At 70.9% G+C, this 17,827-nt stretch carries 18 protein-coding genes; 8 read left to right on the top strand and 10 right to left on the bottom strand.

Annotated features, from left to right (window positions below; translation table 11 throughout):
• Positions 1-5: 5 nt before the first annotated feature.
• The 8 genes from ACERZO_RS36945 to ACERZO_RS36910 all read right to left on the bottom strand — a co-directional run bounded on the left by ACERZO_RS36945 (position 6) and on the right by ACERZO_RS36910 (position 9,053).
• On the bottom strand, positions 6-1,187 hold the full coding sequence (locus tag ACERZO_RS36945; RefSeq protein WP_372670537.1) for a thiolase family protein: 1,182 nt from the start codon (positions 1,185-1,187) through the stop codon (positions 6-8).
• A 402-nt stretch (positions 1,188-1,589) separates the two neighbouring features.
• Entirely contained in the window at positions 1,590-2,315 is a 726-nt protein-coding gene (locus ACERZO_RS36940) for a CoA-transferase subunit beta (protein WP_372670900.1), read from the bottom strand.
• A 178-nt stretch (positions 2,316-2,493) separates the two neighbouring features.
• The gene (locus ACERZO_RS36935; protein ID WP_372670536.1) at positions 2,494-3,303 is read right to left on the bottom strand and encodes a CoA transferase subunit A; all 810 of its coding nucleotides are present in this window, start codon (positions 3,301-3,303) and stop codon (positions 2,494-2,496) included.
• Between the two features lie 167 nt (positions 3,304-3,470).
• A complete protein-coding gene (locus ACERZO_RS36930; protein ID WP_372670535.1) occupies positions 3,471-4,772 on the bottom strand; it encodes a glycoside hydrolase family 27 protein in 1,302 nt (433 codons plus the stop codon).
• A 23-nt stretch (positions 4,773-4,795) separates the two neighbouring features.
• Positions 4,796-5,629 carry a carbohydrate ABC transporter permease gene (locus tag ACERZO_RS36925; protein WP_372670534.1) on the bottom strand — a complete coding sequence of 278 codons (834 nt, stop codon included), beginning with the start codon at positions 5,627-5,629 and terminating at the stop codon, positions 4,796-4,798.
• Positions 5,629-6,579: a carbohydrate ABC transporter permease gene (locus ACERZO_RS36920; protein ID WP_372670533.1), complete on the bottom strand. Its 951-nt coding sequence runs from the start codon at positions 6,577-6,579 to the stop codon at positions 5,629-5,631. Before ACERZO_RS36920 ends, ACERZO_RS36925 begins: the two co-directional genes overlap by 1 nt.
• Positions 6,576-7,844, bottom strand: coding sequence for an ABC transporter substrate-binding protein (locus tag ACERZO_RS36915; RefSeq protein WP_372670532.1), 1,269 nt, complete (start codon positions 7,842-7,844; stop codon positions 6,576-6,578). Before ACERZO_RS36915 ends, ACERZO_RS36920 begins: the two co-directional genes overlap by 4 nt.
• 18 nt (positions 7,845-7,862) lie before the next feature.
• Positions 7,863-9,053, bottom strand: a complete 1,191-nt coding sequence (locus ACERZO_RS36910) for an ROK family protein (RefSeq protein WP_372670531.1) — start codon at positions 9,051-9,053, stop codon at positions 7,863-7,865.
• A 76-nt stretch (positions 9,054-9,129) separates the two neighbouring features.
• Here ACERZO_RS36910 and ACERZO_RS36905 point away from each other — a divergent pair, with 76 nt between their 5' ends.
• The 4 genes from ACERZO_RS36905 to ACERZO_RS36890 all read left to right on the top strand — a co-directional run bounded on the left by ACERZO_RS36905 (position 9,130) and on the right by ACERZO_RS36890 (position 14,289).
• Positions 9,130-11,208 carry an alpha-galactosidase gene (locus tag ACERZO_RS36905; RefSeq protein ID WP_372670530.1) on the top strand — a complete coding sequence of 693 codons (2,079 nt, stop codon included), beginning with the start codon at positions 9,130-9,132 and terminating at the stop codon, positions 11,206-11,208.
• 106 nt (positions 11,209-11,314) lie between these two features.
• Positions 11,315-12,202, top strand: coding sequence for an SGNH/GDSL hydrolase family protein (locus ACERZO_RS36900; RefSeq protein ID WP_372670529.1), 888 nt, complete (start codon positions 11,315-11,317; stop codon positions 12,200-12,202).
• Positions 12,203-12,232: 30 nt separating this feature from the next.
• A complete protein-coding gene (locus tag ACERZO_RS36895) occupies positions 12,233-13,177 on the top strand; it encodes a 2-hydroxyacid dehydrogenase (RefSeq protein WP_372670528.1) in 945 nt (314 codons plus the stop codon).
• Positions 13,174-14,289, top strand: a complete 1,116-nt coding sequence (locus ACERZO_RS36890) for a glycerate kinase (RefSeq protein WP_372670527.1) — start codon at positions 13,174-13,176, stop codon at positions 14,287-14,289. The genes ACERZO_RS36895 and ACERZO_RS36890 overlap by 4 nt, the downstream gene beginning before the upstream one ends.
• A gap of 116 nt (positions 14,290-14,405) precedes the next feature.
• Here ACERZO_RS36890 and ACERZO_RS36885 read toward each other — a convergent pair whose 3' ends face one another.
• Together ACERZO_RS36885 and ACERZO_RS36880 are read right to left on the bottom strand one after the other, a co-directional pair.
• Positions 14,406-14,699 carry an iron-sulfur cluster biosynthesis family protein gene (locus tag ACERZO_RS36885; protein WP_372670526.1) on the bottom strand — a complete coding sequence of 98 codons (294 nt, stop codon included), beginning with the start codon at positions 14,697-14,699 and terminating at the stop codon, positions 14,406-14,408.
• Positions 14,700-14,782: 83 nt separating this feature from the next.
• On the bottom strand, positions 14,783-15,193 hold the full coding sequence (locus ACERZO_RS36880; protein WP_372670525.1) for a hypothetical protein: 411 nt from the start codon (positions 15,191-15,193) through the stop codon (positions 14,783-14,785).
• Positions 15,194-15,344: 151 nt separating this feature from the next.
• On the opposite strand from ACERZO_RS36880, the gene ACERZO_RS36875 reads away from it, so the two are divergent.
• From ACERZO_RS36875 to shbA, 4 genes are all read left to right on the top strand, one after another.
• A complete protein-coding gene (locus ACERZO_RS36875) occupies positions 15,345-15,824 on the top strand; it encodes a GtrA family protein (protein ID WP_372670524.1) in 480 nt (159 codons plus the stop codon).
• An 11-nt stretch (positions 15,825-15,835) separates the two neighbouring features.
• Positions 15,836-16,189: a YidH family protein gene (locus ACERZO_RS36870; protein WP_372670523.1), complete on the top strand. Its 354-nt coding sequence runs from the start codon at positions 15,836-15,838 to the stop codon at positions 16,187-16,189.
• Between the two features lie 430 nt (positions 16,190-16,619).
• Positions 16,620-16,916 (top strand): DUF202 domain-containing protein, encoded by a 297-nt coding sequence (locus ACERZO_RS36865; RefSeq protein ID WP_372670522.1) that lies wholly within the window; start codon positions 16,620-16,622, stop codon positions 16,914-16,916.
• A gap of 254 nt (positions 16,917-17,170) precedes the next feature.
• Positions 17,171-17,827 (top strand): RNA polymerase sigma factor ShbA, encoded by a 657-nt coding sequence (shbA, locus tag ACERZO_RS36860; protein ID WP_372670521.1) that lies wholly within the window; start codon positions 17,171-17,173, stop codon positions 17,825-17,827.

Genomic DNA, 17,827 nt, shown 5'->3' with positions numbered 1-17,827 from the left:
TCTCCTTACCGGCCTTCGAGGACGACGGCCAGGCCCTGGCCGACACCGATGCAGATGGCGGCCAGGCCCCAGCCACCGCCGCGGCGGTGCAGGTCGTGGGCCAGGGTGCCGAGGATGCGGCCACCGGACGCGCCGAGCGGGTGGCCGATGGCGATCGCGCCGCCGTGGGTGTTGACGATCTCCGGGTCGAGCTTCTTCCAGTCGCGCAGGCAGGCCAGGGACTGCGCGGCGAAGGCTTCGTTGAGCTCCACCGCGGCCAGGTCGTCCCAGCCGATGCCGGCCCGCTCGAGGGCGATCTCCGCCGCGCGGACCGGGCCGATGCCGAAGACGTCCGGGTCGACGCCCGCCGCACCACGGCCGGCGATCCTTGCGAGCGGGGTCTTGTTCAGGCGGTTCGCGGTCGCCTCGTCGCCGAGGAGGAGCGCCGAGGCGCCGTCGTTCAGCGGGGAGGCGTTGCCGGCCGTGACGGTGCCGTTCTCCTTGCGGAAGACGGGCTTCAGCTTGGCGAGCTTCTCCGGGCTGGAGTCCGGGCGGATGCCTTCGTCGCGGGCCAGGTCGACGCCCTCGACCGGGACGACCAGGTCGTCGTAGAAGCCGTCGTCCCATGCCTTGGCGGCGTTGACGTGGCTGCGGGCGGCGAAGGCGTCCTGCTCGTCGCGGCCGATGCCGTAGCGCTCGGCGAGCAGTTCGGTGGACTCGCCGAGGGAGACCGTCCACTGCGACGGCATCGCCGGGTTGACCATGCGCCAGCCGAGCGCGGTGTTGTAGAGGGTCTGGTTGCCGGCGGGGAAGGCCTTCTCCGGCTTGGGCATGACGAGCGGCGAGCGGGTCATCGACTCGACGCCGCCGGCGACGACCAGGGACGCGTCGCCGACCTGGATCGCGCGGCTGGCCTGCATCACCGCGTCCAGACCGGAGCCGCAGAGGCGGTTGACGGTGTTGCCGGGGACGCTCGTCGGCCAGCCGGCGAGGAGGGCGGCCATGCGGGCGACGTTGCGGTTGTCCTCGCCCGCGCCGTTCGCGTCGCCGAGGGTCACTTCGTCCACTGTGGACGGGTCGAGGTCGTTGCGGGCCTGGAGTGCCTTGAGGACGCCGGCGGCCAGATCGTCCGGGCGGACGCCGGCCAGCGCGCCGCCGTAGCGGCCGAACGGGGTGCGGATCGCGTCGAGGACGTAGACGTCGGTCATGCGCTCGCCTTCCGGAGTGCCGGGGTGGTCGGGTGGACCGAGCCTGCCACGGCGGGACCGGCCGGGCTGGACGCGGGAGCGGCGGTGCGCGTGGGGGTCATGCGCTTGCCTGGCCGGGCGCTCGGCTGGGCCGAGAACGCCACGGAGGTGCTCGGGGCGGCAGGGATGGAGTTCGACGCCGCGGGGAGATGAAGCACGTCGGTCATGCGCTCGCCTTCCGGAGTGCCGCCGAGCCTGCCACGGCGGGGCCGGCCGGGCTGGACGCGGAAGCCGAGGTGCCGGTCGGCGCTGCCGGGTGGGCGCGCGTGGGGGTCATGCGCTTGCCTGGCCGGGCTGAGAACGCCGCGGAGGTGCTCGGCGCGGTGGGGATGGAGTTCGACGCTGTGGGGAGGAGCACGTCGGTCATGCCTTCTCCAGGTCTCGGAGCACCGTCAGCTCCTGCTCGGTCGGGGCGGGGGTGACCTTCAGGTCGTCCGCGACCTTCAGTTTCCACCCGGTGGCCTTGATCGCCTGGTCGAGCTCGACGCCCGGGTGGAGCTCGGTGAGGGTCAGCTCGGCGGTCTCCGGGTCGGGGCGCATCAGGCCGAGGTCGGTGACCACCAGGGTCGGGCCCTTGCCGGGCAGGCCGAGCTTCTCGCGGTCGCCCTTGCCCGTGCCGTGGCCGAAGGACGTCACGAAGTCGACCTTCTCGACGAATGCGCGGGGGCTCTGGCGGAGGACGATGAACACCTCGCCGCAGGAGGCCGCGATCTCGGGGGCGCCGCCCGCGCCGGGGAGGCGGACCTTCGGGTCGTGGTAGTCGGAGCCGATGACCGTGGTGTTGATGTTGCCGAACTTGTCGAGCTGGGCGGCGCCGAGGAAGCCGACGTCGATGCGGCCCGGCTGGAGCCAGTAGTTGAACACCTCGGGGACGCTGACCACGGCGTCGGCGGTGTCGGCCAGCTCGCCGTCGCCGATGGACAGCGGCAGGTGGGACGGCTTGGCGCCGAGGCAGCCGGATTCGTAGATCAGGGTGAGGTTCGGGGCGTGGGCGCGGCGGGCGAGGTTGGCCGCCTTGCTCGGGAGGCCGATGCCGACGAAGCAGGAGGTGCCGTCGGCGAGGGCGCGGGCCGCCGCGATGCTCATCATTTCGTCGGCGGTGTAGTCGGTGCTCACGCTGGGACCTCCGCGGAGTCGGCCGCTGCGGGACGCGGGCGGTGGGTCGGGTCGGGACGGATGGCTTCGCAGGCGCGGCCGGGAACCAGGGCGAGGGGGCCCGGCTGGACAAACCCGCGTCGGCGGGTCGGCCGGACAGACAGGCTGGTGCTCATGCCGAAACCCCCGTCAGCTCGTTCAGCCACTTCGTGAACGCCTCACGATCCCGGCCCACCTCGTCCCAGGCCTGGTACGCCGAGTTGTCGCGCTCGTAGTACCCCGCCGCGTACGACGGCTTCGCGCCGCCGGGGACTTCGGCCACCGCGGTGACCACCCAGGCCGGGAGGACCACCGCTCCCGGGCGGGGCTCCAGCTCGTCGACGATCTCCTCGACCGTCACGATCGAGCGCTTCGCCGCCAGGACCGCTTCCTTCTGGACACCCGTGATGCCCCACATCTGGACGTTGCCGGCGCGGTCCGCGCGCTGGGCGTGGACGATCGTCACGTCCGGGTTCAGCGCTGGGACCGCCGTGAGCCGTTCGCCGGTGAACGGGCACGTGATCGGCTTGATCGTGTCCGTCTGGGCCGGGAGGTCCGTGCCCGTGTAGCCACGCAGCACCGCGAACGGCAGGCCGGACGCGCCGGCCACGTACCGGTTCGCCATACCCGCGTGGCTGTGCTCCTCGATCTCCAGCGGGACCGGCCAGTCGTGCTGAACCGCGTCGCGGAACCGGTGCAGCGAACCGACTCCGGGGTTGCCACCCCAGGAGAACACCAGTTTGGCAGCGCAGCCCGCGCCGATCAGCTGGTCATACACGATGTCCGGGGTCATCCGCACCAGCGTCAGGCCGCGCCTGCCCTGCCGGATGATCTCCTGCCCGGCCGCGACCGGGATGAGGTGCGTGAACCCTTCGAGCGCGACGGTGTCGCCGTCGTGCACCAGCCGGCCCACGGCCTCCTCCAGTGACAGCAGCTCCGCCATCCCACGCTCCGAATCTGTTCGCATCACGCACACTCGTTCTGCCACCGAACATAGCACGCTCCGGAGGGCGCCGACCAGACGTCTTCCACCCAATGGATGACGCACGCACGACGAAGGGGACTTTCCTCGCGGAAGCAGCGAGGAAAGTCCCCTTGGCGGGAGAACGCTCAGCCGATCCGGACCAGCCGGGAGCCGTGCGGAGGCACCGCGGACGCCGTCCAGGAACCGCGGAACCGCCCGAGGTCCTTGCGTGCCACGAGGTCACGCACCGGTCGCGCCCCAGGGAGGTCCACCGTGATGTCCGCGGGCGTGGAACCCAGGTTGTAGACGGCCGCGTACGTCCGGCCGTCCGGCGCGCGCTTCGTCCACACCTGGTGGTCGCCGCCGGTCACCCGCGTCGGGTAGGTGCCGGCGTGGTCGACCCCGATGACCTCGGGGTTCGTCAGGATCGACACCGCGGACGCGTCCAGGAAGTAGATGTCTCCCCCGACGTACAACGGCGAGGACGCCATGGACCAGAACGTCATCACGCTCTGCCGCTCGACGTCGGAGATCCCGTCCTGGATCCCGGAGCCGGTGTTGTTGCTGATCGGCATCGAATCCAGATCCGGCCGGTACTGGGGCCCGAACACGCCCAGCCACGAAGGCAGGTCCGCCCACCGCGCCTTCACCGAACTGTCCCAGGTGGACACGGTCTCGCAGTAGCACTCGACGTCGGTGTCGACGCGCACGCCGTTCGCGTAGGGCGCCAGCGAGGAACCGATGGACCGCGGCACCGGCCACGCGCTCGCCGTCAGCCACATCGGCCGCCGCGCGTGGTCGATCGCCCGGGACCACGCCGCGATGTCGGGCACGTTGTCCGCAGTGGTTCCGTCGACCTTGACGAAGTCGACGCCCCACGAAGCGAACTTCGCGACGATCGAGTCGTAGTACTTCTGCGCGCACGGGTTGGTGAAGTCGACCTTCCAGTTGCCGCCCCAGCCGTTCGACGGGGTCAGCGGCCGGTACGCGATGTCCTGCGCGTGGCACGACGTCCCGAGGATGGGCGCGTTCTTGTCGTAGACCTCCTTCTCGAGGCCGGTGACCGCGTACAGGCCGAGCTTGAGCCCGAGCGAGTGCACGTAAGAGGCCAACGCGGGGATCCCGGACGGGAACCGCGTGGGATCGGGGTCGGGAATGCCGTTGGCGTCGGTGTGGAAGACCCAGGACTGCGAAGCGTTCCAGCCCGAGTCGATGTTCACGTAGGTGTAGCCGGCGGACTTGAGCTTCGAAGCCATGGCCGAAGCCGCGTCGCGGATGTGCGACTCGTTCAGCCACGAAGTGCCGTAACCCGCGCGGGTCGACGACTCGAGGCTCCAGCTGCTCCAGCCCATGAACGGCTTGACGAACGGCGTCCGCGCGTCGGCCGATGGGACGACCAGCGAGAAAAGCCCGAGCACAGCGAGGAAAACGGAAAGGAGGCGCTTCACTGAACACTCCTCGATAGGGGGACCTACTCCTTGAGCCCGCTCGCCGCGATCCCGCGGACGATGAACCGCTGGGCGACCAGGAACATCGCGACCAGCGGCGCGATGGTGACGAGCGCGCCGGCGAACAGCGCCGGCAGGTTGACCGACTGCGCGGTCAGGAACGTCGAGAGCGCGATCTGCGCGGTCCACGACGACGGGTCCTGCCCGATGACGAGGGGCCACAGGAACGCGTTCCAGCTTTCGATGAACATCAGCGCGCCGAGCGACGCGATCATGCTCCCGGAGTTCGGCAGGACGAGCCGCCGGTAGACGCCGAGGTAGCCCAGCCCGTCGAGCCGGCCGGCTTCTTCGAGCTCGACGGGGAACCGCAGGTAGAAGTTGCGGAACAGGATCACGGTGAACGCGCTGAACAGGTTCGGCGCGATGATGCCCCACTCGGTGTTGACCCCGCCCAGCGAGCCGACGACGACGAACGTCGGCACGAACGTCACCGACTGCGGGATCATCAGCGTGACCAGCACATATGTGAAGACAAAGCGTCGCCCGGGGACGTTGATCCGGGCCAGCGCGTACCCCGCCATCGAGCCGAACAGCGTGCCGACCGGCGCGGTGACGATCGCGACCAGGAACGAGTTCCACAACGAGTGCGCCATCGGCACCGACGTGTCGGCGAACAGGTCGCCGAAGTTCACCCACGACAGCGGGTCCGGCAGCCACGACCAGTCCGGCGAGCTGACTTGCTGCCGCGTCATCAGCGCGTTGCGGACCATGATGTAGAAGGGCAGCAGGAAGATCAGCGACAGCACCGACGCCAGGACGTACTTCGGCGCTCGCCGGGGTGCGGTGAGGACGGCCATCAGTCCTTCTTCCCGAAGCCGACGAACCGGCCCTGCAGCAGCGTGATCACGATGATGATCACCGTCAGCAGGAACGCGCCCGCCGAGCCGACGCCGTAGTTCTGGTCGCCGAGCGCGGAGTCGTACAGGTAGACGAGCGGCGGCTTCACCGGCGCGGTCGCCGTACCGGAAAGCCCGGTGCCGAACAGGTTGTAGAACTCGTCGAACGCCTGGAACGCCGCGATGAGGATGAGCAGCAGGACCGCCACCGAGGTGTTCCGCAGCTGCGGCAGCGTGATGTAGCGGAAGGCCTGCCACTTCGTCGTGCCGTCCAGCTCGCCGGCCTCGTACAGCGACGGCGAGATCGCCTGCAGCCCGGCCAGGAACAGGATCATGTACAGCCCGACCTGCAGCCACAGCCGCAGCGTCACGACCGCGACCCAGTACACCGGCGGGCTCGTCGTCGACAGCCACGGCACCGGGTCGGCGCCGAACAGCCCGCCGACGACGTTCGCGACGCCGGACGGCAGGCCGTTGAACAGCGCCATCTTCCACACCAGCGCCGCGACGACGTACGACACGGCCGCCGGGATGAGGAACACCGTCCGGAAGAACGCCTTGCCCCGGCGGATGCTGTTGATCAGCACCGCCAGGCCGAGCGACGCGACGAAGGTGATCGGCACGATGAAGACGGTGAAGATCGCGATCGTCGTCAACGACGTCAGGAAGGCGTCGTCGCCGAGCAGGAACGCGTAGTTGTCGAAGCCGATCCAGTGCCCGAGCGAGATCGTGCCGCGGGCGTCGTTGAAGCTGAGCAGGAAGCTCCACGCGATCGCGACGTACTTGAACAGCCCCAGCCCGATCACGACGGGCCCGGTCAGCACGACGAACGCGCCGATCGCCCGCCAGTCCCGGCGGCGACGTCTCTTCGCCGCCGCCGGGACCGCCGGAGCCTCCATCAAGGCCGTCATGCCAGCTGCTTGTCGACTTCGGCCTGCGCCTTCTTCGCCGCGTCGCCGAGTTCGGCGGCCGGGTCGGCCTGGCCGTTCGCGATCTTCGTCGCGGCCTGCAGGAACAGTGTCGCCGACGCCTTGTTCCACAGCCCCGAGTAGGACTTGCCGTTCTGCTGCGAGATCGTCACGGCGTCCTTCGCCGGACCGCTGGAGAACTCGGTCGTCTGCGCCGCGACCTCCTTGCGGGCCGGGATGTGGAAGCCGTACTTGACGCACCAGTCCTTCTGCAGGTCGGCGTTCTTGATCCACAGCCAGTCGATGAACTTCTTGACGGCGTCGAGGTTCTGGGACTTCGCGTTGGCCAGCTGGTACCAGCCGCCGACGCGGGCGACCTGCTTGCCGGCGTCGCCGAACTTCGGCCACGCGACGACGCCGAAGTCGTCCCCGAGCGCCTTCTTGATGTCCGGCAGCGACCACAGGCCGCCCCACTGCATCGCGGTGGCGCCGTTCGCGAACGCTCCGGGGTCGGACCAGTCCGTCGGGTAGCCCTGGAGCAGGCCGCCGGTGTCGTGCAGCTGCTTGAGCCCGCCGATCGCGGCGATCGCCTCGGGCGACGCGAACGCGACCTTCTTGCCGCTCGAGTCGAAGAAGTCGCCGCCGGACGACCAGAGCAGGAGCGTCGCCGCTTCGCCGACGCCGTCGGTGCCGACGTACAGGCCCTTCTGCTTGCCGGTGTTCAGCTTCCGCGTCGCTTCGAGGAGCTCGGCGAACGTCTGCGGGGGCTGGACGCCCGCGGCCCGCAGCGCGCTTTTGCGGTAGTACAGCATCATGACGTCGTCGATCATCTTGACGCCGTAGATCTTGCCGTCGACCGTCACCGTGTCCAAGGCAGCGGCGCTGAAGTCGCCCTTGACCGGGCCGACGATGTCGTCGAGCGGCGCGAGCAGGCCGTTCTTGACGTTCTGGTACCGGAAGTCGCCCAGCTCGAACAGGTCCGGCGCCTGCGCGGTGAGCATCGCCGAGTTCAGCTTGGTCTCGTAGTCACCGGCGATCCAGCTGACGTTGATCGCGATGTCCGGGTTGGCCTTGGTGAACTCCTGGGCGTACCGCTGGACGGCCTGCTGCGTCCCGGATTCGCCGTACGCGTGGTACCACTGCTGCAGCGTCACTTTCGCGCCGGAAGCGGCGCCCGCGTTCTTGTTCAACGGGTCCGAAGTGCAGCCCGCGAGGGCCGCACCACCGGCGAAGAGGACGGAACCGACCAGGAAGCTTCTACGGTTCATGGGGCTCACAGGGACTCCTTAGACGCTCTCGGCGACGAAAAGACTTTGGATGGCGACGGCGGCCGCGCCCCGCGCCCACTCCTCGAACGGCAGCGGCCGGATCACCAGGCCGCAGCGGGCGGCACTGCCGAACGCCTGGACCGCGAAGGTCCGGCGGATCTGGTCTTCGAACAGGTCGTAGGTGGCGACACCTTCCCCGGAGACGACCACCCGCTCCGGGCCGAACAGGTTGACCAGCGCGGCCAGGCCGAGCCCGATCGCGTGCCCGGCTCCGGCGAACACCCCGCGCAGCGGTTCGTCGCCGCCACGGGCGCGGGTCACGGCGTCTTCCATGGTCAGCGCCGGATCACCGGTCACGACCCGCGCTCGCGCGAGGATCGCTTCGGTGGACGCGATCGCCTCGACGCAGCCCTGGCCGCCGCAGTGGCAGGCCGGGCCGCCGTCGGCGACCGGGACGTGCCCGATTTCGCCGGCGACGCCGTGCGCGCCGCGGACCAGGTCGCCGTTCACGACGAGCGCGCTGCCGATCCCGGTTCCCACCGTGACCAGCGCGAACGACGACGCGCCGACCCCTTCCCCGAACCACTGCTCGGCGACGGCGAGGGCCTTGACGTCGTTCTCCAAGGTGGCCGTGAGCCCGGTGGCGTCCTCCAGAAGTGATGCCAAAGGAACGTCCCGCCAGCCGAGGAACGGCGAGTACCGGACGACGCCCGAAGCGCGGTCGACGTCACCGGACACGGCGACACCCAGGCAGTAGGCGCGTTCGCGGAGGTTGGTGGTGCCGTCCGGGGTCGGGCCGGCGAGCAGCTCGCCGACCAGGTCGGCCAACGCCCGCACGACGTGGTCGACATCGTGGCTCTTCAGCGCGTGGTGGGCGCTGGCCCGGACGTCGGCACGCAGGTCGGTGACCACGCCGATCAGGTCGTCGCCGGTGATCTTGACGCCGACGAAGTACTCGCGGTCCGGGCGGATGGCGAGGGGGTTCGCGGGGCGGCCGGCACCGGGCGTGGTGCGGCCTTCGGAGGCGAGTTCTTCGAGGTAACCGGCTTCGATGAACGGCCGGGCCGCCTTGGTGACCGCGGCCGACGACAGACCCGTGCGCCGGGCGACGTCGACGCGGGAGACGGGCCCTTCGGTCAGGACCGTGGTGAACACGGTCGCTGCCGCGGGACTGGTGATCGGCGCCCTTGCCGCTGCACTGCGAGGCATGGCCGGAAGGGTAGGCAGTATTAATTAACTTCGTCAAGAATTTATTTTTTCGCTGGTCATGCCTACGCTCGGGATCATGTCGCTCGTCGAACACGACCCCGCGCACCGGCTCTGGCTGCTGCGCACCCCCGACAGCTCCTACGCGTTCCGCCTCGACGCCGACGACCGGCCGCGGCACGTCCACTGGGGCCCGCCGCTGACGTTGGCCCAGGCCACGCAGGTCGCCGCGCGCCGCAACCCGGCCGACAGCAGCTTCGACGAACCGGGCGACGAGCGGCAGGAACTCCCGGCCGAGGGCGGTGCGTTCTTCGGGGTCGCGGCCCTGGCCGTGCGGTACGAGGACGGGACGTCGGCGCTCGAATGGCGTTACGACGGCTTCGCGATCGAGGACGACGCGCTCGTCGTGCGGCTGGTCGACCGGCACTACCCCCTGGAAGTCTCGCTGCACTACCGCCTTCGCGGCGACGTCGTCGAACGCTGGACGTCGCTCCGCGCGAACGAGCCGGTTTCCCTGCTGCGCACGGATTCCGCGTCCTGGACGCTCCCCCGGCGCGACGGCGCGCGGCTGACCCGGACGTCCGGCGCGTGGAGCGCCGAGTACGGCGTGCTGCGCGAACCGCTGCCGGTCGGCGAGACGACGTTGACCAGCCGCCGTGGCGTGTCCAGCCACCAGGTCAACCCGTGGGTGATGCTGGACGCGGGCGACGCCACCGAGACGGCCGGCGAAGTGTGGTCGACCGCGCTGGCCTGGAGCGGGAGCTGGCGGATCACCGTCGAGCACACGCACACCGGGCGCGTCACGTGGACCGGCGGCTTCGGCCACGAGAACGTCGCCTGGCGCCTGAACCCCGGCGAAACCTGGGAGACGCCGGTGTTCGCCGGGCTCTACGCGGCCGACGGCTTCGGCGGGACGAGCCGGCGGTGGCACGCCTACGTCCGCGAGTTCGTCCAGCCGCATCCCGGGGAGCTGCGGCCGATCGTCTACAACTCCTGGGAGGCGACCGGCTGGGACGTCGACGAGCGGACCGAAACCGAGCTGGCCGCGGCGGCCGCGAGGCTCGGCGCGGAGCTGTTCGTCATGGACGACGGCTGGTTCGGCGCCCGCACCGGCGACGCCGCCGGCCTCGGCGACTGGACCGCCAATCCGGAGCGCTTCCCGGCCGGACTGAAACCCCTGGTCGACGCCGTCCACGCACACGGCATGCAGTTCGGGCTGTGGGTCGAGCCGGAGATGGTCAACCCGGACAGCGATCTTTATCGCGCGCACCCGGACTGGGTGCTGCACATGGCCAACCGGTCGCGAACGACGTTGCGCAACCAGCTCGTGCTGAACTTCGCGCGCGCGGACGTCGCGGACTGGGCGCACAAGTGGCTCGACCGGCTCGTCGGCGAGCACGGCATCGACTACCTCAAGTGGGACATGAACCGCGCGTTCACCGAAGCCGGCTGGCCGGGCGGCGAAGCCGGGCGCGTGTGGGTGGACCACGTCCGCGCGGTGCACACCATCCTGGACCGGCTGCGCGCCGACCACCCGGCCCTGCGGATCCAGGGCTGCGCGGGCGGCGGCGGGCGCACCGACCTCGGGATCCTCGCGCGCACCGACGAGATCTGGGCCTCCGACAACACCGACGCCGCCGACCGGATCACCATCCAGCACGGCTACGGCCAGCTCTACCCGGCGGGCACGATGTCGGCCTGGGTCACCGACAGCCCGAACCCGACGACCGGCCGCGAAGCGCCGCTGAGCTTCCGCTTCCACGTCGCGATGGCCGGCGTGCTCGGGCTCGGCGGCGACCTGCCCCGCTGGTCCGCCGCCGAACTCGCCGAAGCGGCGGAACTCGTGGCGCTGTACAAGGAGATCCGGCCGGTCGTGCAGCACGGCGAGCTGTACCGGCTGGCGGACCCGGCGACGTCGGCGCTGACCGCCGTCCAGTACGTCCTGGGCGGCGAAGTCGTCGTGTTCTTCTGGCGGCGGCCCACGGAGTTCGCGCGGCCGGTCACGCCGCCGCGGCTCGCGGGGCTGGAGCCGTCCGCGCGGTACCGCGACTCCGGCGGCGTCGTGCACGACGGGGCGGTGCTGCTGAGCCACGGCCTCGACGTCGACCTGCCGGGGAGCGGTTACGCGAGCACGGTCGTCCGGCTGACCAGGGTCTGATTACCCACGCCGATCGGCGTGACCGGGGCGGGTGACTCGCATTGACTTTTCACCGGACGCGAGCTGAATGTGAAAGTCCTTCACCCTGCTCGCCAACGGAGGCAGCATGCGCCGGCGCCTGTCCGCCCTGCTCACGATCCCCGCGCTCGCCGTGCTCGCCTTCGCCGCTCCGGCGTCGGCGAGCACGGCCTACCACGAGTACGTCGCCCTGGGCGATTCGTGGACCGCCGACGTGTTCGTCACCTTGCCGCCCAGCACGGAGTTCACCCCGCTCGACTGCGCGCAGTCCACTTCGGACTATCCGCACGAGCTGGCCGGCGCGCTGGGTGTCGAGACGTTCCGCGACGCGAGCTGCGGCGGCGCGACGACGACCGACTTCACGCAGCCGCAGAAGCTGCCGCTGAGCGGGACGAACCCGCCGCAGTTCGACCGGCTCACGGCCACCACGGACCTGGTCACCGTCGGGATCGGCGGCAACGACATCGGGCTCGCGTCCGCCGTGACGAAGTGCCTCAACTCGCTGCCGGTGAGCACGTGCAAGGCGAAGTTCACCGCGGGCGGCGTCGACCAGTTGGAAAACGCTGTCACGGCGACGGAACCGAAGATCGCCGCATCGCTGCGGGCGATCAAGGAGCGTTCGCCGCAGGCGCGGATCCTGCTGGTGAACTACCTCGCCGGCCTGCCCGCGAGCGGGAAGGGCTGCTGGCCGGTCATCCCGATCGCCGATGGCGACGTCGCCTACCTGCAGGCGAAGTTCCTCTCGATGAACGCCATGCTGGTGCGGGTAGCCGCGGCCAACGGCGTCGAACTCGTCGACACCTACTCCCCCACGCTCGGCCACGACGCGTGCCAGGCGCCTGCCGTGCGGTACGTGGAGGGCCTGATCCCGATCTCGACGAGCAACCCGCTGCTGCTCGCGTTCCCCTTCCACCCCAACGGAGCCGGGGCCGCCGCGCAGTCGGAGATCGTCCTGGACGCGGTTCAGCGCGGCTGAATTGTCGGTGCCGTGAACTAGGCTGTCGGCGTGGCCAAGATCGTGGTGACCCGATGGATTCCCGACGACGCGGTGAAGCTCCTCGCCGAGGCGGGCGACGTGGAAGTGTCGCCCGCCGATCGGCCGTTGGCGCCGGGCGAACTGCACGAGTTCGTCTCCGGCGCTTCGGCCGTCGTCGGGATGCTGCACGACCGGCTCGACGGCGCGCTGGCCGACGCCGCCGGGCCCGGGTTGAAGGTGGTCGCGAACGTCGCCGTCGGGTACGACAACGTCGACGTCCCGGCGCTGGCTTCCCGCGGGGTCGTCGTCACGAACACGCCGGGGGTGCTGACCGACGCGACCGCCGACCTCGCGTTCGGCCTGCTGCTCGCCGTCACGCGGCGGATCGGCGAAGGGGAACGGCTGCTGCGCTCGCGCACGCCGTGGTCGTTCCACCTCGGCTTCCTGCTCGGCTCGGGCCTGCAGGGCAAGACGCTCGGCATCGTCGGGCTCGGCCAGATCGGCCGCGCGATGGCCCGCCGGGCGCAGGCGTTCGGGATGTCGATCGTCTACTCAGGACGGTCGAAGCAGGACTTCGACGCGGAGTACGTGTCCTTCGAGGAACTCCTGGCGCGGTCGGACGTCGTTTCGCTGCACTGCCCGTTGACGCCCGAGACCCGGCACCTCATCGACGCGGCCGCGTTGCGCGCCATGAAACCCGGCGCCTACCTGGTGAACACCACACGCGGCCCGGTCGTCGACGAAGCCGCGCTGGCGGACGCCCTCGAAGCCGGGGAGATCGCCGGCGCGGCGCTGGACGTGTTCGAAAAGGAGCCCGACGTCGAACCGCGGCTGTTGGGCCGTGACGACGTCGTGCTGAGCCCGCACCTCGGGTCCGCCACCGTGGAAACGCGGACGGAGATGGCCGTGCTGGCGGCCCGCAACGTCGTCGAAGTGCTGGGCGGGCGTGCCCCGCTGACGGAGGTGAAGCCGTGACCCGGGTCGTCATCGCGCCCGACAAGTTCAAGGGCAGTCTCACCGCGGTCGAGGCCGCGGACGCGATCGCGCTCGGCGTGCGCGATGCCTTGCCGGACGCCGAAATCGTCACGTGCCCGGTCGCCGACGGCGGCGAAGGCACCCTCGACGTCCTCGAAGCGGCGGGCGCGCGGATCGTCCGGCTGACGGTCCGCGGTCCGCTGGAGGAGCCGGTCAAGGCTTCTTACGCGGTCCTGGACGGCACGGCGTACATCGAGTCGGCGCGGGCGTGCGGGATCGAGTTCGTCGAGCCCAGCCCGGAAACGTCGCTGGCCGCGCACACCTGGGGCGTCGGTGAGCTGCTCATGGACGCGCTGATGCACGGCGCCCGCCGGCTCGTCCTGACCGTCGGCGGCACGGCCAGCACCGACGGCGGTGCCGGGATGCTCGGTGCCCTCGGCGCGGGCGTGCTGGACGCGTTCGGCGCGCCGGTCGGCTTGGGCGGCGGGACGCTGGGGCGCGTCGCGTCGGCCGAGCTGGCGCCGGTGCGGGAGCGGCTGGACGGGGTGAGCGTCGCGGTCGCGACCGACGTCACGAACCCGTTGCTGGGGCCGTCAGGCGCGGCGGCGGTGTTCGGGCCGCAGAAGGGCGCGGGGCCGTCGGAGGTCGCGTTGCTCGACGAAGCGCTCAGCCGGTGGGCGCACGCGTTGCAAGTGGGTGGTGCCCCGGACGTCTCGCGTGTCCCGGGGGCGGGAGCCGGCGGCGGGGTGGCCGCGGCCGCGATCGCGCTCGGGGCGAGCGTCGAATCCGGGTTCGACCTCATCGCCGGGCTGACCGGGGTCGACCAGGCCCTGGACGGCGCCGATCTCGTGATCACCGGGGAGGGGTCGCTCGACGAGCAGAGCCTGAACGGCAAGGCGCCGGCCGGGATCGCGGACCGGGCCAGGGGGATTCCCCTGCTGGTGCTCGCCGGGCGGATCCAGCTCGATTCCGCCGGGCTGGCGCGGCTGGGCGTGGTGGGGAGCAGCGCGTTGATCGACCACGCGCCGTCCTTGGAGTACGCACGGGCGCACGCCGCGGAGTTGCTGCGGGCTCGCGCGGAGGAGGTGGTGCGCGCCTGGCGAGCCGGCTGACGGAGATGGCATGAACGACTCGTTCACCTCGTCCGACGACAGGAAAGAGTCGTTCACGTCGTCGGCCACCGGCGAACGGACCTCCCGCCACGCCGCGAAAGGCCCGTCCGCCGAGGTCAGCTCGTGTGCTGCGGCAGCACGGCGAAGGCGACTCCGCCGGCTTCGTCCTCCTGGACGTCGAGCACCTTGTCGTCGAGCAACACCGCGGCCTGCGGCTCGAGGAAGACCTTCGGGCCTTCCTCGGCGCCGAGCACGCTGTCGCCCTCCGCGGGTTCGGGGGCGACGGACAGCGCGAGCTGCGCACTCTCGCCGTCGGCGTTCTGCACCGCCAGGCGGAGCCCGGCGTCGCCCTCCCCCTGGCTGGTCAGTGCGGTGATCGCCTCGGCGGCGGCTTCGGTCACGGTCAGCATCTACGGCCTTCCCTTCGTCGCGGTCCGATGCACTGGAAGCCCCCACGCTAGGGGCGTCCGTTCGGACGCGCAGTCTGAGCGGGTCAGCCCTGGCGCGCCTCGCGGATGGCATCCGCCACGGACCCGCCCGCGTAGTCCGCCTGCTCGCGCGGATCGGGGTCGGCGTGCCGGCGCGGCACCTCGTCCTCCGGGGCCACCGGCTCGAAGTCCGGCGGCGCGTCCTCGACGGACTCGTCGAGCTGGTCCGCCGGGGTCACCGCGAGCGGGCGCTCCGGGACGGGTTCCGGCTCGGTGTCGGGCACCTCTTCGGCGAGGCGCTGGTCCATCGGCTCGCCCTCGCGGATTTCGCGGGGCGTCGTGCCGAAGCGGTTGGCGGCGCTCCAGTGCTCGGGCGGCTCGACGCCTTCTTCGAGCGGGTCCACGCGCAGCTCGTCCTCGTCCAGCGCTTCGCTGGGGGCCAAGCTTTCCGGTTCGGCCGCGTCACGGTCACTCACTGGTCTCTCCCGGCGCGTAGGCAATGGGCATCATCGGTGATGGCCTACCCGGGGTGCAGGGGGCCGAAACTCCGGCGGTGTCGCCGGGATCACATTTCTTCAACCGGTTTAACACATTCACAAGTTTGTGAACGCGGGGTAGGTTGGGATCATGGCCACCACCAGGTGCGCGCCGGAGCACCGGCTCCTCGCCACCGACCCCGAACGCCACCATGAGCTCGGCACGCACGCGGCGTGGTACGTCGTGGCCGGCGTGGTGACGACCGGTGTCCAGGCGGTGCTGTTCCTCCTGCTGCGCGACGAGCTCGGCTCCCAGGTGGCGAACCTGGTCGCGATCGCGCTGACGACGGTCGGGAACACGGAGTTCCACCGCCGCGTGACGTTCTCCGGGCGGCAGAGCAACGCCGGGAAGCGGCACTTGCAGGACCTGCTGACGTTCGCGTTCTACGCCGGGTACGGCTCGGCGGTGCTGGCGATCCTGGACGCGGTCGTCGAGCGGCCGACGTCGTGGGAGGAGACGGGCACGCTGCTGCTGGCCAGTCTGGTCGGCGGGTTCGTGCGCTTCGCGGTGCTGCGCTGGTGGGTGTTCGCGCACCGCACCGAGGGCGCCGTGGCGGCCCACACCGGCTAGCGTCTGGGGGCGTGACCTCGGACGACATCACGCCCCACACGGGTGGCAGCGAACCCGACTACCGCTTCACGTTGGCCAACGAGCGGACGTTCCTCGCGTGGTTGCGGACGGCGCTGGGGTTGCTGGCGGGCGGGGTGGCGGTCCACCAGCTGATCCCGGCCCCGGAAGCGGCGAGCGCGGTATTGGCGGGGTTGTGCGTGGTGCTGGCGGCGGCGCTGGCGGCGACGGCTTATCCGCGCTGGAGGCGGGTGCAGATCGCCATGCGGGCCGGGGAGCCGTTGCCGCGGAGCCGGATGATCCTGGTGCTGACCGGCGGCCTGCTGGCGCTGACCGTGGCGGCGGCCGTGTTGCTGGTCGTGTCGTGAGCAAGGCGGGCAGGGTTCGGGCGCTCGGTGGATCGACCGGGCCGCTCCTGGTCGAGCCGGCCTCGAGGGCGCGGCACGGCGAGCCGGCCGAGCCCGAGCGGATCGAGCCCACCGCCAGCGCGCGGCACGACGAACCGGCCGAGCGACCCCCCACCGCGCAAGCCCCAACCGCCGCGAAGGACCATCGCAACCGACCGCACCGAATCGGGCGAACCGCGCGACCCGGGAGTGCGGGACCCGAGCCGCGGCCGGGGCCGCGACCACGGACCGCACTCACACGGACCCCACCCGATCGGGTGACCCAAGCCGCGAAGAACGCCTCTCCGGCCATTCGGCTCAACCGCGCTTCATTCCATCGCGCCGCCCGAATACCGCTTCCTCGCGATTATCGCGACGTCAGAAGTACCGTCATCAACCCTTGGACCCCCGCGTGACCAGCCCCGGCGGTGCTCAAGCCGAGCGGACGGGGCTCGCCTGGCGGCGGACCGCTCTCGCCTCCGCCGCCTGCACCGTACTGCTCCTGCACTCCGCCTCCCAGCGCCATTGGGGTGTCGCCCTGGTCCCCGTCCTGCTCGCTGCCGCCACATCGGCGCTGCTCGCGGGCGTGGGCGTGCGGCGGGAACGTGCTCTGCGGGCCGGGCAGCCCGCCGCCATGGGGCCGATCCTGCCCGCGGCCGCGTCGCTCGCCGTGACCGTGACTGCCGCTTCCGTGGCGGTTCTCCACTGACGGGTGAAGTCGGCACATCCTGAAACCGATTAATCGCAATGTGCGCGGCTGGGTCGCGGGAACATCACGGTCGCTGCTGCTAACGGGGTATTGGTCGTTGAAATCTGGACTGATGGCCCGAGAGGTGCTTACGATTACCGAGCGTCGCACAGAGCGCAGGTCAAGCGGGGGAGCCCGAGAAGATCTGCAATCGAAAAGTCACGGAGAGTGGAACCCCCGGCAGCGACGGTCGAGGGTCGGCCGGGGAGACGACCATGACAGCACCGCCGAGGACCACCGAGCAATCCGCTTCCGACGTTCGCGATTATCGCACCTTGGAGTCATCTCCCAGGCCGAGCGGACGCCTGACGAAGGAGGATCTCGACCCTCTGGTGAAGGACGCCGGCGAGGGCAACCCCGCCGCCATCCACAACCTGCTCCAGATGATCGAGCCGGTCGTCGTGCGGTACTGCCGCGCGCGGATGGGCGGCCGCGACCTCTCCTACCTCTCGGCCGACGACGTCGCCCAGGAGGTCTGCCTCGCCGTCCTGAAGGCCCTTCCGGATTACCAGGACCGCGGCGGCTCGTTCCTCTACCTCGTCCACGCGATCGCGGCCAACAAGGTCGCCGACGCCTACCGCGCCGTCGCCCGCGACCGCTCCGAGCCCGTCCCCGAGCTCCCGGAGCGCCCGCTCGTCGCCGGCAACGAGCCCGAGTCCCACGCGCTGCACCTCGACCTCGGCGCCCGCCTCGGCCGGCTGCTCGCCTCGCTGCCGCGCGTCCAGCAGGAAATCCTGACCCTGCGCATCGCGGTCGGCTTCTCCGCGCAGGAGACCGCCGAAGCGCTCGGCATCTCCGCCGGCAACGTCCGCGTGACGCAGCACCGCGCCCTGACCCGGCTGCGCGGCATGATCAGCGACGAAGAGTTCTGA

Source organism: Amycolatopsis kentuckyensis (assembly GCF_041679295.1).
In the GTDB taxonomy this organism is placed as follows: domain Bacteria; phylum Actinomycetota; class Actinomycetes; order Mycobacteriales; family Pseudonocardiaceae; genus Amycolatopsis; species Amycolatopsis kentuckyensis_A.
This window is presented reverse-complemented; position numbering and strand designations above follow the sequence as displayed.

Excerpts from the sequence above, each read along its gene's own strand:
- ACERZO_RS36900 (WP_372670529.1), top strand. The coding sequence starts at position 11,315 with ATGCGCCGGCGCCTGTCCGCCCTGCTCACGATCCCCGCGCTCGCCGTG.
- ACERZO_RS36940 (WP_372670900.1), bottom strand. The coding sequence starts at position 2,315 with ATGATGAGCATCGCGGCGGCCCGCGCCCTCGCCGACGGCACCTCCTGC.
- ACERZO_RS36875 (WP_372670524.1), top strand. The coding sequence starts at position 15,345 with ATGGCCACCACCAGGTGCGCGCCGGAGCACCGGCTCCTCGCCACCGAC.
- ACERZO_RS36905 (WP_372670530.1), top strand. The coding sequence starts at position 9,130 with ATGTCGCTCGTCGAACACGACCCCGCGCACCGGCTCTGGCTGCTGCGC.
- ACERZO_RS36925 (WP_372670534.1), bottom strand. The coding sequence starts at position 5,629 with ATGGCCGTCCTCACCGCACCCCGGCGAGCGCCGAAGTACGTCCTGGCG.
- ACERZO_RS36915 (WP_372670532.1), bottom strand. The coding sequence starts at position 7,844 with ATGAACCGTAGAAGCTTCCTGGTCGGTTCCGTCCTCTTCGCCGGTGGT.
- shbA (WP_372670521.1), top strand. The coding sequence starts at position 17,171 with ATGACAGCACCGCCGAGGACCACCGAGCAATCCGCTTCCGACGTTCGC.
- ACERZO_RS36935 (WP_372670536.1), bottom strand. The coding sequence starts at position 3,303 with ATGGCGGAGCTGCTGTCACTGGAGGAGGCCGTGGGCCGGCTGGTGCAC.
- ACERZO_RS36910 (WP_372670531.1), bottom strand. The coding sequence starts at position 9,053 with ATGCCTCGCAGTGCAGCGGCAAGGGCGCCGATCACCAGTCCCGCGGCA.
- ACERZO_RS36885 (WP_372670526.1), bottom strand. The coding sequence starts at position 14,699 with ATGCTGACCGTGACCGAAGCCGCCGCCGAGGCGATCACCGCACTGACC.
- ACERZO_RS36945 (WP_372670537.1), bottom strand. The coding sequence starts at position 1,187 with ATGACCGACGTCTACGTCCTCGACGCGATCCGCACCCCGTTCGGCCGC.
- ACERZO_RS36920 (WP_372670533.1), bottom strand. The coding sequence starts at position 6,579 with ATGACGGCCTTGATGGAGGCTCCGGCGGTCCCGGCGGCGGCGAAGAGA.